This is a genomic window from Betaproteobacteria bacterium, assembly GCA_016791345.1.
Lineage (GTDB): Bacteria > Pseudomonadota > Gammaproteobacteria > Burkholderiales > JAEUMW01 > JAEUMW01.
Genome location: JAEUMW010000354.1, coordinates 1 through 13,165 on the forward strand (window position 1 = coordinate 1; position 13,165 = coordinate 13,165).

General features: G+C 65.6%; 16 protein-coding genes. 1 reads left to right on the plus strand and 15 read right to left on the minus strand.

The annotated features are described in order from the left end of the window. The 15 genes from JNK68_13870 to JNK68_13940 form a co-directional block, all read right to left on the minus strand. Nucleotides 1-950 (minus strand): YeeE/YedE family protein (locus JNK68_13870; GenBank protein MBL8541429.1); only part of this gene is annotated, 950 nt, incomplete at its 3' end. A gap of 65 nt (nt 951-1,015) precedes the next feature. Further along, on the minus strand, nt 1,016-1,693 hold the full coding sequence (gene queC, locus JNK68_13875; protein ID MBL8541430.1) for a 7-cyano-7-deazaguanine synthase QueC: 678 nt from the start codon (nt 1,691-1,693) through the stop codon (nt 1,016-1,018). 27 nt (nt 1,694-1,720) lie between these two features. Beyond that, complete coding sequence (locus JNK68_13880) at nt 1,721-2,584, minus strand: diiron oxygenase (protein ID MBL8541431.1); 864 nt, start codon at nt 2,582-2,584, stop codon at nt 1,721-1,723. An 85-nt stretch (nt 2,585-2,669) separates the two neighbouring features. Further along, entirely contained in the window at nt 2,670-3,305 is a 636-nt protein-coding gene (queE, locus tag JNK68_13885) for a 7-carboxy-7-deazaguanine synthase QueE (GenBank protein ID MBL8541432.1), read from the minus strand. 83 nt (nt 3,306-3,388) lie between these two features. Further along, on the minus strand, nt 3,389-4,192 hold the full coding sequence (gene ybgF / locus JNK68_13890; protein ID MBL8541433.1) for a tol-pal system protein YbgF: 804 nt from the start codon (nt 4,190-4,192) through the stop codon (nt 3,389-3,391). After that, nucleotides 4,189-4,722, minus strand: a complete 534-nt coding sequence (gene pal / locus JNK68_13895) for a peptidoglycan-associated lipoprotein Pal (protein ID MBL8541434.1) — start codon at nt 4,720-4,722, stop codon at nt 4,189-4,191. Before pal ends, ybgF begins: the two co-directional genes overlap by 4 nt. Nucleotides 4,723-4,735: 13 nt before the next feature. After that, nucleotides 4,736-6,052 (minus strand): Tol-Pal system protein TolB, encoded by a 1,317-nt coding sequence (gene tolB / locus JNK68_13900; GenBank protein ID MBL8541435.1) that lies wholly within the window; start codon nt 6,050-6,052, stop codon nt 4,736-4,738. Between the two features lie 21 nt (nt 6,053-6,073). After that, nucleotides 6,074-6,943 carry a TonB family protein gene (locus tag JNK68_13905; GenBank protein MBL8541436.1) on the minus strand — a complete coding sequence of 290 codons (870 nt, stop codon included), beginning with the start codon at nt 6,941-6,943 and terminating at the stop codon, nt 6,074-6,076. A gap of 80 nt (nt 6,944-7,023) precedes the next feature. After that, complete coding sequence (tolR, locus tag JNK68_13910; GenBank protein ID MBL8541437.1) at nt 7,024-7,440, minus strand: protein TolR; 417 nt, start codon at nt 7,438-7,440, stop codon at nt 7,024-7,026. After that, the gene (gene tolQ / locus JNK68_13915; GenBank protein MBL8541438.1) at nt 7,440-8,120 is read right to left on the minus strand and encodes a protein TolQ; all 681 of its coding nucleotides are present in this window, start codon (nt 8,118-8,120) and stop codon (nt 7,440-7,442) included. The genes tolR and tolQ overlap by 1 nt, the downstream gene beginning before the upstream one ends. Before the next feature lie 4 nt (nt 8,121-8,124). Then, the gene (ybgC, locus tag JNK68_13920; protein MBL8541439.1) at nt 8,125-8,574 is read right to left on the minus strand and encodes a tol-pal system-associated acyl-CoA thioesterase; all 450 of its coding nucleotides are present in this window, start codon (nt 8,572-8,574) and stop codon (nt 8,125-8,127) included. Nucleotides 8,575-8,623: 49 nt separating this feature from the next. Further along, nucleotides 8,624-9,667 carry a Holliday junction branch migration DNA helicase RuvB gene (gene ruvB, locus JNK68_13925; GenBank protein ID MBL8541440.1) on the minus strand — a complete coding sequence of 348 codons (1,044 nt, stop codon included), beginning with the start codon at nt 9,665-9,667 and terminating at the stop codon, nt 8,624-8,626. A 7-nt stretch (nt 9,668-9,674) separates the two neighbouring features. Then, the gene (gene ruvA / locus JNK68_13930; GenBank protein MBL8541441.1) at nt 9,675-10,256 is read right to left on the minus strand and encodes a Holliday junction branch migration protein RuvA; all 582 of its coding nucleotides are present in this window, start codon (nt 10,254-10,256) and stop codon (nt 9,675-9,677) included. A 10-nt stretch (nt 10,257-10,266) separates the two neighbouring features. After that, a complete protein-coding gene (gene ruvC / locus JNK68_13935) occupies nt 10,267-10,791 on the minus strand; it encodes a crossover junction endodeoxyribonuclease RuvC (protein ID MBL8541442.1) in 525 nt (174 codons plus the stop codon). A gap of 63 nt (nt 10,792-10,854) precedes the next feature. After that, on the minus strand, nt 10,855-11,580 hold the full coding sequence (locus tag JNK68_13940) for a YebC/PmpR family DNA-binding transcriptional regulator (protein MBL8541443.1): 726 nt from the start codon (nt 11,578-11,580) through the stop codon (nt 10,855-10,857). 89 nt (nt 11,581-11,669) lie between these two features. On the opposite strand from JNK68_13940, the gene JNK68_13945 reads away from it, so the two are divergent. Then, a partial coding sequence (locus tag JNK68_13945; protein MBL8541444.1) for a DUF853 domain-containing protein occupies nt 11,670-13,165 on the plus strand: 1,496 nt, incomplete at its 3' end.

Consider the following 13,165-nt stretch of genomic DNA (forward strand, 5'->3'; position numbering starts at 1 on the left):
CCGAAGCCCATGAGTGCGGCACCGACGAGATGCGTGGCGGTATCCTCGGCAGAGCGGAAGCCTTCGATGCGAAAGCGTCCACAGAGCAGGGAGTTCACGGCCGATCCCACGACGATGCCGAAGACGACGGCAATCGCGAAGGTCACGGTGCGCGATGCGTCCGTCCACAGCATGAAGAGTTCGAGCGTGTAGGCGAAGGGGGCCACGTTGGTGACGGACTCGGGGCGATTGGAATTGGTCCCGAAGTGCGTCATCTCGAGCGTGTCGGGATTCTCGCCGTAGCCGACGTGACCCGTCAGATACCAGCCCGCCACGATCGCGAGGCCGACCGCCACTCCGCCCAGCAGGTGCTCGATGCTTCGGCCCTCGCGGCGCGCCAGCGCCAGGATGACGAGACCGCCACCGAGCAGAGCGGTAACGAGGATCTGCAGGGCACGTCGACTCGCGCCGAGCGCGCCGCTCAGCACCGTCGGCAGATCCTGCCCGCCACGCACGTGAATCGCGACGCGATCGAGCGTCTCGATGCGCACGACCGCGAGCACGCCGCGCAAGGTCATGTAGGCGACGATGCCCAGGACGAGGAAGACCACGACCGACTTCAGGTTGCCGTTGCCGATGCGGATGAGCGTCTTCGTCCCGCACCCGGACGCGAGTGTCATGCCGGCGCCAAAGAAAAGGCCGCCGATGACGTACGCCAGCCACGCGAAGGTGGGCGTGCGGTAGATGCTCTTGTCGAGGTCGATAAGCCCGGACAACTCGAGACCGTTGGCGCCGACGACGGCGACCCCGATGGCGAGCAGCCACATGCGCATGCGGCCCCAGTCGTTCATGGTGACGATGTCGGACACTGCACCCAGCGTGCAGAACTGCGTCCGGTCGCCGACGAAACCGATCACGAGGCCGATCGCGAATCCGCCCCAGGCGACGATCAGTGCAGCATTCGCGGACATCGATGGGCGCCCCGGGAAACGCTATGTGGCGAAGCTGCAGTCCCTCGACGAACCTGCACGCTCAGTCAGGCGACATAGCGCGTCGGGTCCGGCAGTCGCGCTGCCTCGAAACCGGCACGGCGCAGGCGGCAGGCATCGCAGCGCCCGCACGCCAACCCCTCCGGACTGGCCTGATAGCAGGAGACCGTCGCGCCGAAGTCCACGCCCAGGTCCATGCCGCGACGCACGATCTCGGCCTTCGTGAGGTACACGAGCGGACGGTGCAGCGTGAATGAACGCCCCTCGACTGCGGCCCGGGTGGCGAGATTCGCCATCACTTCGTAAGCATGAAGATACTCCGGCCGGCAATCCGGATAGCCCGAGTAGTCGACGGCGTTCGCGCCGATGAAGAGGTCCGCCGCGCCGAGCACCTCCGCCCACGCGAGCCCCAGCGACAAGAGGATCGTGTTGCGGGCCGGCACGTAGGTGACCGGGATGCCATCCGCAGGATCCTCCGGAACGGCAATGTCGGAATCGGTCAGGGCGGAGCCGCCGATCGCGGCGAGATCGACTCTAAGCACCTTGTGCGCGACGGCACCGAGCGAGCGCGCCACCGTCTCCGCCGCGTGCAGCTCCGCGCGGTGACGCTGCCCGTAGTCCACCGAAAGACAGTGGCATGCGAAGCCTTCGGCTCGCGCAATGGCCAGTGTCACCGCGGAATCGAGGCCACCGGACAGCAGAACGACAGCAGCCGCGTCAGCCATGCCGGGTCATTGCCTGCGCTGCCGTGATCAGCGGCTCGGCAGACCGCGCACGCGCCAGCCCTGCGCGCGCAGAAAGTCCAGCGTGGGCTTGACCGAATGCTCGACCAGACGCTGACGTACCGGGTTGGTCCGTGCCAGTTGCTGCCACGTGCGCGGACGCTCGAACCCCGCCGCCGCGTAGACCACCGACGGCGGATAGAAGAGATGGCGCGCGAGGGCGCCCACGAAACGGGAGAGCAACGGCGCCTGCAACGCCCGCTGCCAGCCGGACAGCCGTTGCGACACCTCCTCGCAGTTCGCGCGCGCAAGTGCGATGTGCCGCGTCTCGTCCATGACCTGAAGGGTGGCGAGATGATAGACGACGGCACAGACGGGAACGCTGTCCGACATCTGACGCACCGCGCGGTTGAGCCTGTCGGGAAGCTCTTCGCCGACGACGGCAAGCGCCCAGAACAGCGCAGAGTCGACGCCGACCCGCCGCGTGCATGCGGCCAGAAAGCGCGGGCGGTGGCGATGGGCGTCCGCGATGTGCAGTCCGCTGCGCTCGGACAACTCGACGAACATGAGGCTGTGCCCAGCCTTCTCGCGGATCTCGTGCAGGTAACGGCTCTGCAGCGCCGGTCCGGATCCATCGAGCGCGGCGCACATCTGCCGCATGAAAAGGGACTTGAGCCAGAATCCGGTCTCCTGCAGGTGCAGATACTCGCACTGAGAAAGGCGTCGCTGCAGTGACGGCGACAGTCCCTCGAATTCCTCCACTCCGGCAAGCGAAAGCGCGTGCGGCGGCAGCCACCAGCGTTCGAGGTCGAGGCCGTCCCACTTCAGCCGCGCGAGCGGATCGCGATAGGGCGAACTGGCGTCGTTGAGGAGGCGAAGGAGGCCAGGCTGCATGATCAGGGGACGGAGCGCGAGGCTGCAATATACCGCTATATTCCGCCGGTGATAAGGCGGACGCTGCACACCTCGCGCGCGCGTTTCAGCGCCCTGGAACTGCACCCCAGAGAATCTTGTGCAGCTGAATCTGAAAGCGGACCGGCAGGCGGTCGCGCAGAATCCATTCGGCCAGCTGCGTGGGTGCGAGCCCCGGAGACACGGGCGACAGGAGCACTGGGCACAATCGATCGAGTTCGCGCTCGACGAGTTGCTGTTTCACCCATTCGTAGTCGGCCTCGCTGCAGATGACGAACTTGATCTCGTCGGTGCTGCGAAGATGGTCGAGGTTGGCCCAGCGGTTCCTGGCGACCTCGCCCGATCCGGGCGCTTTGAGGTCGAGAATCCTGGCGACTCTTGCATCGACCTCACCGATGTCGAGCGCTCCGCTGGTCTCCAGGGAAACCGAGCAGCCCGCATCGCAGAGCAGACGGAGCAGCGGCAGACAGTTCTTCTGGGCGAGCGGCTCGCCCCCGGTCACCGTGACGTAACGCGCACCGTATCCCGCAACGGTAGCGAGCACGTCGCCGAGTGTGCGTGTTTCGCCGCCGTGGAAGGCGTACGCCGTATCGCAGTAGCCGCAGCGCAGAGGGCAGCCGGTGAGGCGGACGAACACCGTCGGCAAGCCGACCCGGCTCGTCTCTCCCTGCAGTGAGTGGAAGATCTCGGTGATGCGCAGCATAGCATCGAGCAGCCGCGCATCGGCGAGCGGAGCAGCAACAGCGGGCAGATGATCGCCCATGTCGGCCCCGCCCTGGCGCGAACCTACTTCAGGCTGACGAGGCGCTTGCGCGCCTTCTCGGCGGCATCGCTCGTCGGGTACTTGCCGACCAGCTGCTCGAGCTGCTTGCGTGCCGCGGCCGCGTCACCCAATTCCACTTGTGCACTCGCCAGATTCAGCAGCGCATCCGGCACCGACGAGCTCTCCGGATACTGGGCGAGCAGCTTCTGCTGACTCGCCGCGGCGAGCTTGTAGTCCTTCAGGTTGAAGTACGAGTCGCCGATCCAGTACTGCGCGCGCGGCGCAAGACTGCTCGTCGGGTACTTCGAAAGGAAGTTCTGGAAGGCGACGATGGCGCCGGTGAAGTTGCCGGACCGGCGGATCGTCTGCGCCGCCTCGTACGCATTGGTTTCCGCGGCATCCGGCGGTGCACCGGAGAGGGCGACCCGCTGCGGCGGCGGCTCGGTCGCTGCCGCCACCGGACCCGTGCCGGGCGCGGCGCCGGCACCCTCTTCCATGCGCCGCAACCGGGTATCCAGGTCCACGTACATGTCCTTCTGGCGCTTGGCCGCGTTGTCCAGCCCGTTGGACGAGACTTCCAGTTGACCCCGCAGCTTCGAGAGCTCGATGGTCATCTGCTCGTTCTGATTGAGTAGCGTGAGCAGGGACGCCTCCAGTTTGGCAATGCGCTCCTCCAGCGCCTTGCGGCCGGCCGACAGATCGTCGATCTGCTGCTGCTGCCTGGATATGGCGTCCCTCGCCTCCTTGTCGTCGAAAAGACCCGCCTGCGCGGGCACCGCGACAAACCATGCGGCGCCCAGGGCGAGCCAGAAGAACCGGCGCATCATTCCCCCTGATACACGATATCCGTGCGGCGATTGCGCGCCCAGCAGTCTTCGGTGGCGTCCGTGCAGTTCGGCTTCTCTTCACCGAAGCTCACCGCTTCGATCTGGATTTCCTGCACACCGAGCACCAGCATCGCCTTCTTCACCGCTTCGGCGCGCTTTTGGCCGAGGGCCAGGTTGTACTCGCGGCTGCCACGCTCGTCGGCGTTGCCCTGCAGGGTCACGCGCGCGTCCTTGGTCTCGTTCAGGAACTTCGCATGCGCCTGGATCAACGGCTTGAACTCCTCCTTGATCACGAAGCTGTCGAAGTCGAAATAGACCGTACGCTTGGAAAGGATGTTGTTGGGATCGCGCAGACGCGGATCGAGGGCGCCCGTGCCCGTGGTTTCGGCGCCTTCCAGCGGCTTGGTCACCGGCCCTCCGGAGAGGTCGGTGCTCTTGTCCTCGACGCCCGCCTTCGGCTCGTCCTTGGCCCCCTTGCCCGCACAAGCGGTGAGGAGCACCACCATTGCGATCACCAAAATCCGCTTCATTCCGTACACCTCCCTATTGACTGCGCTTCATGAACGGGCCCCATGCTGGCTCCCGCACGTCACCCTGCGGCGTCGATAGCCGCTGCTTTACTCGACCGTCGCTCGACACGGCGGCCAGCACTCCGCGCCCCTTCACCTCCGTGGCATAAAGTATCAGCTTGCCATTGGGCGCGAAACTCGGCGATTCATCCGCTCCGGTATCCGTCAGGACAGTGGCCTGACGCGAGGCGGCATCCTGCACCGCCACGTTGAACTGCCCACCGTTGCGCTGGATGAACGTGAAGCTCTTCCCGTCCGGGCTGTAACGAGGCGAGACATTATAGCTCCCATCGAAGGTGAGGCGTTCGGGCTGTCCCCCGCCCACGGAGACGCGGTAAATCTGCGGGCTGCCGCCGCGGTCCGAGGTGAACAGCACGTACTGGCCGTCCGGGGAGAAGAACGGCTCGGTATCGATGGATGTGCTGGACGTAAGCCGCACGGGATTGGATCCGTCGGCGCTGATCAGGTAGACCTGCGAGAGTCCGTCCTTGGTCAGCACGACCGCAAGACGCCTGCCGTCCGGTGACCATGCCGGCGCGCTGTTCGAGCCCTTGAAATTGGACACCACCTTGCGTGCGCCGGTCGCAAGCTGCTGCACGTAGACGATGGGCTTGCGCTTCTCGAACGACACGTATGCCAGGCGGCTGCCGTCGGGCGACCATGCCGGCGAGATGATCGGCTCGTTCGACGCGAGCACGGTCTGCGGACCATAGCCGTCTGCGTCGGCCACCTGCAGCTCGTAGCGCTTGCCCTGCTTCACCACGTACGCGATCTTCGTGCTGAAGATGCCGCGATCGCCGGTGAGCTTCTCGTAGATCACATCCGCGATCTTGTGCCCGGTCGCCCGCAGCTGGTTCGTCGACACCGTGTAGGTGTAGCCCGCAAGCGGCGCCTGCTTGACCACGTCGAGCAACCGGAAGCGGATCTCGAAGCGCCCGTCCGCCAGCGGCTGCACGGATCCGATCGCCAGCGCCTCGGCACCGCGGCCGTTCCAGTCGCTGAAGTTGACCTCGGCGAGATCGCTCGGCGGCGGATTCACGTTCGCCCCCACCAGCCGGAAGAGGCCGCTGCGCTGAAGATCGGCCGCCACCACTTCCGTCACTTTCTGCGGCAGCCGGTCCTCGCCCGCGAATGGCGCGATGGCGATCGGTATCTGGTTGGTGCCGGCGCCGACGATCTCGATGGTGAGCGCCGCTGCCGCCGGTCGCAGTCCGGCTGCTGCCAGGTACGCGCCGACGATGAGCAGGCAGCACGCGCGCAATATTGTGTTTGCAAGAAAGGATGAACGCATATCGTCAGGACCGTGCGCCGGTCATTCGTTGGGGCGGAACTTCAAATGGAGGTTTCGGAAACGTGCGAAGGAAGCGGAGTCGGACGGAACAGGCAACGGCTGTGCCTTGAGGATAGCCCGTTCCACGGCGTTGTCGTAGGCGGCCACGCCACTGCTCTTGACCAATTTTACACTAAGCACGTCGCCGCCCGGCAGCACCACGACATCGAACTCCGCCTCCGGATTGCCGTGCAGTTCCTGCGGCAGGACGACGAAACTGCGGATGCGTGCACGGATGCGGGCAACGGCTTCGGCATCGACCTTGCCCTGCGCGGCAGCGGCGGCCGCAGCCTGCTCGCGGCGCGCCTGCGCGGCGGCAAGTTCGCGCGCCTCGCGTGCGCGAATCTCCTCGAACTGACGCTGTTCTTCGAGCTTGGCCTGCTTCTCTCTCTTCTGCTCTTCCAGGCGCTTCTGCTCTTCGAGCTTCTTCTGCTGCTCGAGCTTTTTCTGTTCCTCGACGCGCTTCTCTTCCTCGATCCGCTTCTGCTTCTCGATCTTCTCTTTCTCGCGCTTCTCGCGCTCGGCCTTGTCGTGCTCCGCCTTCTCCTGCTCGATGCGCTGCTTCTCCAGCTTCTCCCGCTTTTCGCGTTCGAGCTTTTCCTTGAGAGCGATGTCGGGCTTCGGCTCCGGTTTCGGTTCCGGCTTGGGTTCGGGTTTCGGTTCTGCCTTCGGCGGCGGCGGGGGCGGCTTCGGCTCGACCTTGGGCGGCGGCGGTGGCGGGGGCGGCGGGGGCTTCGCTTCCTCCTTCGGCGGTGCCATGACTTTCGGAGCGTTCGAGGGCAGGTCCTGCCACAGATCGACGCTGACCGGCTCCGGCGGCTTGCGCTGCCACGTCACGGTGAAGAGCAGCATGCCGAGAAAGACGACGTGAACGGCGACCGCGAGTGCGCCCGAGAGCGCTCGCTCAGGTTCCCGCTGGCCGTTGAGTGCGCTCACTTCGGTTGCACGAGCAGGCCGATGCGCTTGACCTGACTGCGCTGCAGCAGATCCATCACGTCCATGACGACTTCGTAGCGCACGCTCTTGTCCGCCGAAATCACCACCGGTTGGTCGGGATTCTTCGCCTGACGCTCGCGCACCAGGCGCACGAGTTCGTCGCGCGAGAGCCTGCGCTCCTCCCCCGAACGTTCGCGGTCGCGCAGCATCAGGGTCTTGTCGGCGCGCACGATGACTTCGAGCGGCGATACCGGCGGCTGTGCGCTCTTGCCCACCGACGGCAGTTCCACCTGCCCCGGATTCATGAGCGGCGCCGTGACCATGAAGATGACGAGCAGCACCAGCATGACGTCGATATACGGCACGACGTTGATCTGGTTCATGAGCCGGCGGCCGGACCGGCGCTCGACCATCATCGCCCGGCCTGCCTCTGCAGGATGTTGGAGAACTCCTCCATGAAGCTCTCGAAGCGGGTGGCGATGCGGTTGATGTCGTAAGCGTAGCGGTTGTACGCGATGACCGCGGGAATCGCCGCAAACAGACCCATGGCGGTCGCCACCAGCGCCTCGGCGATGCCGGGCGCCACCGATGCGAGCGTCGCCTGGACGACGTTGGCGAGCCCGCGGAAGGCGTGCATGATGCCCCAGACGGTGCCGAAAAGGCCGATGTACGGGCTCACCGAGCCGACCGACGCGAGAAACGAAAGATGCGATTCGAGGAAATCCATCTCGCGTTGGTAGGTGGCGCGCATCGCCCGGCGCACGCCGTCCATGGCAACGGAGAGCTCCATGTTCGGCTGCTGCTTGAGCTTCACGAACTCGCGGAAACCTGACTCGAAGATCTTCTCCATGCTGCCGGAGGGCTGCGCCCCCGCGCCGCGATAGAGTTCGCTCAAGTCGGAGCCGCTCCAGAAGCTGCGCTCGAAGTCGTCGGTCTGCTTGAGCGCGCGGCGAATGGTGAACATCTTCATGAAGATGTACCACCAGCTCTGCATCGACACGATGAGCAGGATGGCCATCACGATCTGCACGAGCAGGCTTGCGTTGGCAACGAGACCCCAAAGCGAAAGATCTGTGGCAATGCCGGTCTTCACGTTCCTATTCCGATTCTTGTGAGGTGAGCTGATGGAGCACGGCGGGCGGGATGCGCACCGGCCGGATGGACTGGGTATCGACGCACACCGCCCGGACGCGCGCCCTGATGAGCACCTCGTCCCCGCGCAGCACACGCTGCGAAACCGTGATCTGACTTCTGCCGTGCTCGAGGAGTTCCAGGGTCACGACGAGTGCATCGTTGAAACGGGCAGGCTTCAGATATTCGATCTCCACCCCGCGCACGACGAACAGGATGCCATGCGCGTCTGCCAGCGCCGGCAGCTCCAGCCCATGCGCGCGCAGCCATTCGGTGCGCGTGCGTTCCATGAACTTGAGGTAGTTCGCGTAATAGACGACACCGCCCGCATCGGTGTCTTCGTAGTAGACGCGCACCGGCCAGCGAAAGGCGCTGGCGTGAGGGTGGGCGTGGGTGTGTTCGGCGGTGCGCTCCATCATCACGGCGCCGGCCTGCCGCGCTCTGCGCGAGCGAATCCGGAATCGCTCACTCGCTGTTCTCCCACAGGTCCAGGCTGGCGGAGCGCACCGGTGTCGCGATTCCCAGATGGTGGAACGCCGCGAGGGTCGCCATGCGCCCGCGCGGCGTGCGCTTGAGAAAACCCTGCTGGATGAGATAGGGCTCGAGCACGTCCTCGATCGTGTCGCGCTCCTCGCCGATCGCGGCGGCGAGATTCTCGACACCGACGGGCCCGCCAGCGAATTTCTCCAGCACCGCGAGCAGAAGCTTGCGGTCCATCACGTCGAGTCCGAGTGCATCGACGTCCAGCATGCGCAGCGCCGCGTCCGCGACCTCGCGCGTAATGATGCCGTCGGCGCGCACCTGCGCGTAGTCGCGCACGCGCCGCAGCAGCCGATTGGCGACGCGCGGCGTCCCGCGCGAGCGGCGAGCGATCTCCAGCGCACCATCGCCCGACACCTGCACGTCGAGCAGCACGGCGGAGCGATTGACGATGCGCTGTACCTCTTCCGGCGTGTAGAACTCCAGCCGGGCGACGATGCCGAAGCGATCGCGCAGCGGATTCGTGAGCATGCCGGCGCGCGTGGTCGCCCCGACCAGCGTGAACGGCGGCAGGTCGAGCTTGACCGAGCGCGCGGCCGGCCCTTCGCCGATCATGATGTCGATCTGGAAATCCTCGAGCGCCGGATAGAGGATCTCCTCGACCACCGGCGACAGACGATGAATCTCGTCGATGAAGAGCACGTCGTGCGGTTCGAGATTCGTCAGCAGCGCAGCGAGATCGCCCGGGCGTTCTAGCACGGGTCCGGAGGTCTGCCGCAGGTTCACGCCCATCTCGCGCGCCACGATGTGCGCGAGCGTGGTCTTGCCAAGCCCCGGAGGACCGAAGAGCAGCACGTGATCGAGCGATTCACCGCGATGGCGCGCGGCCTCGATGAAGATCGAAAGCTGGCCGCGAATCTTCTCCTGTCCGACATAGTCGTTCAGCTGTCGCGGCCGCAGCGCACGTTCGATCGCCTCTTCGTGCGAGTTCTCGCGCGTGGGTGCGACCAGCCGGTCGGTTTCGATCATCGCGACATTATGCCTTCGACAGCGCCTTCAATGCCTGCTTGATGCCTTCGGCAACACCGACACCGTCGGCGACGGTCTTCATCGCGGCGAGTGCTTCGCGTTCGTTGTAGCCGAGTGCAAGCAGTGCGTGCAGGACATCACTGGAAACCGGCTCGGACCTGGGTCCGACAGCACCCAGGACGATCCCGCTTCCCATCTTGTCCTTGAGTTCGAGCAGCAGGCGCTCTGCCGTCTTCTTGCCGATGCCGGGGATCTTCGTGAGACGGCCGGTCTCCTGCCGCGCCACGGCTTCCGTGAGTTCCGGCACGGACAGTCCGGAGAGCACCGCGAGAGCGGTGCGCGCGCCGACGCCGGCGACCTTGAGAAGCTGACGGAATGTGCTCCGCTCGGCTTCGGTCAGAAAGCCGAAGAGCTGCTGCGCGTCCTCGCGCACTACGAGCTGCGTGTGGAGCACGATCCGCTCGCCGACGGCAGGGAGCTGATAGAAGGTGCTCATCGGCACGTCGATCTCGTAGCCGACACCCTGCACGTCCACCAGGACCTGCGGCGGCTGCTTCTGCGCGAGTATGCCGGCGAGACGTCCGATCACGCGCGCGCCTTCATCCCACCAGCCGGCCGCGACGCACGCGAAAGCCCGCGGTGGCGAGCCCTCCCAGCCCGAGCCCGCCGTGCGCATGGCAGATCGCGCAGGCCAGCGCGTCGGCCGCGTCGGTGCCGGGCTGCGCAGGCAGGTTCAAGAGCCGCCGCACCATCTCCTGCACCTGATCCTTGTGCGCGTGACCGTTGCCGACGACCGCCTGCTTCACCTGCAGCGCGGTGTATTCGGCGACGGGCAACGCACGCGACACGGCGGCGCAGATGGCGGCACCGCGCGCCTGCCCGAGCAGCAGCGTGCTTTGCGGATTGACGTTCACGAACACTTTCTCGACGGCGACTTCCTGCGGCAGGTTGTCCTCGATCACGCGCGACAGACTGTCCAGGATGGTCTTGAGTCGCAGCGGCAGATCGATGCCCTCGCCGGTCTTGACGCAACCGCTGGTGACATAGGTGAGGCGTTGTCCATTCTTGTCGACGATGCCGAATCCGGTGATGCGCAGCCCGGGATCGATGCCGAGGATGCGCATCGGCGCCCTATCCGCCTGACTGAAACGCGCGGCCGGCGATTTCGGGTCGAACGGCGGTCGTCTTCACTCGTCGACGACCGCCGTGGTGTAGACGTTCTGAACATCGTCGAGGTCTTCCAGCGCATCGAGCATCTTGCGCATGCGCACGCCGTCTTCACCCGCGAGCACGGCCTCGGTCGTCGCCTTCATCGTCACTTCGGCGAGCTCCGGTTTGAGCCCCGCCTGCTCCAGCCCCGTTTTCACGACGGTGAAGCTCGCGGGTTCGCAGATGACCTCGACGCTGCCGTCCTCGTTGGCGAGGACATCCTCTGCCCCGGCCTCGAGCGCAGCCTCCATCACCTTGTCCTCGCTCGTGCCCGGCGCAAAGAGAAACTGACCGCAATGCTTGAAGAGGAACGCCACCGAGCCGTCGGTGCCGAGGTTGCCGCCGTGTTTGGTGAAGGCGTGACGCACGTCCGCCACCGTGCGCGCGCGATTGTCGGTGAGGCAATCCACCATCACCGCCGCACCGCCGATGCCGTAGCCCTCGTAGCGGATCTCCTCGTACTCGACGCCTTCCAGCGTGCCGCTGCCGCGCTTGATCGCGCGATCGATGTTGTCGCCCGGCATGTTCTCCGCCTTCGCCTTGTCGATCGCCAGGCGCAGACGCGGATTCATGACGGGATCGCCGCCCCCGAGCCGCGCCGAAACCGTGATCTCCTTGATCAGCTTGGTGAAGATCTTGCCGCGTTTGGCATCCTGCCGACCCTTGCGGTGCTGGATGTTAGCCCACTTGCTGTGACCCGCCATATTTGCGTCGTAAGTTGCTGACTTACGTGAAAGAAAATGTGCAATAGTAGCATTCTCGCCGCGTCTGATGAACCCGCATCGAGGACTCCATGACCGAACCGCTGTTGATCGCCAAAGCAAAGGAAGAGATTTGCCTTCTGCCCGCACTCGCCAACCGCCACGGTCTCATCACCGGCGCGACCGGCACCGGCAAGACGGTCACGCTGCAGCGCGTCGCCGAGGCATTCAGTCGCGTCGGCGTGCCGGTCTTCATGGCGGACGTCAAGGGCGACCTTTCCGGCCTCGGCAAGGCCGGGGAGATCAAGGGCAAGATCAAGGAACGGGTCGAGCAGCTCGCCGTCGACGTGCCGCTCGAGGCCTGCCCGGTCGCGTTCTGGGACGTCTACGGCAAGACTGGCCACCCCGTGCGCGCAACCGTCTCGGAGATGGGACCGCTGCTCTTCGGCCGCCTGCTCGACTTGAACGACACCCAACAGGGCGTACTGACGCTGGTCTTCAAGATCGCCGACGACAACAACCTGCTGCTGCTCGACATGAAGGATCTGCGGGCGATGCTGCAGCATGTCGGGGAAAACGCCAAGCAGTTCCAGACCCAGTACGGCAATATCTCGGCGGCTTCCGTCGGCGCCATCCAGCGCGGCCTGCTGGAACTGGAGCACCAGGGCGCAGAGCAGTTCTTCGGCGAACCCGCGCTCGACATCAACGACATCATCCAGACCGACCGCAGTCGCGGCGTCGTGAACATCCTCGCCGCCGACCAGCTCATGAACTCGCCGAAGCTGTATTCGACCTTCCTCCTGTGGCTGCTGTCGGAGCTTTTCGAGCAGCTGCCCGAGGTGGGCGATCCGGACAAACCCAAGCTCGTCTTCTTCTTCGACGAGGCACACCTGCTCTTCAACGATGCGCCGAAAGCGCTGCTGGAAAAGATCGAGCAGGTGGTGCGTCTCATCCGGTCGAAGGGCGTGGGTGTGTACTTCGTGACCCAGAATCCGCTCGACGTGCCGGAGTCCGTGCTCGGCCAGCTCGGCAACCGCGTGCAGCACGCGCTGCGCGCGTTCACGCCGCGCGACCAGAAAGCGGTGAAGACCGCGGCGACCACGATGCGGCCGAACCCGGCGCTCGATATCGAGCAGGTCATCACCGAGCTCGGCGTCGGCGAGGCGCTCATCTCGTTCCTCGACGAGAAGGGGCGCCCGAACGTCACCGAGCGCGCCTTCGTCATCCCGCCGGGCAGCCAGATCGGGCCGCTCACACCCGCGGAGCGGAAGAAGATCATCGAGGGCTCGGCGATCTTCGGCCACTACGAGAAAGTGGTGGACCGGGAATCGGCGTACGAGATCCTCACCGAGCGGAAATCCTCGCCGCAGACGGCGCCCTCCGCCGGCAGACCGGGCGGCGCACCGACACAGGCACCGGCAGAGCAGGATCTCGGCTCCACCGTGTTCGGTACCCTCAAGGACTTTCTGCTCGGCAGCACCGGCCCGCGCGGCGGGCGTCGCGAAGGCCTGCTCGAATCCGTTGCGAAGAGCGAGGCGAAGAAGATCCTGCGCGGTGCGCTCGGCGGCATGCTCGGCGGACGGCGCCG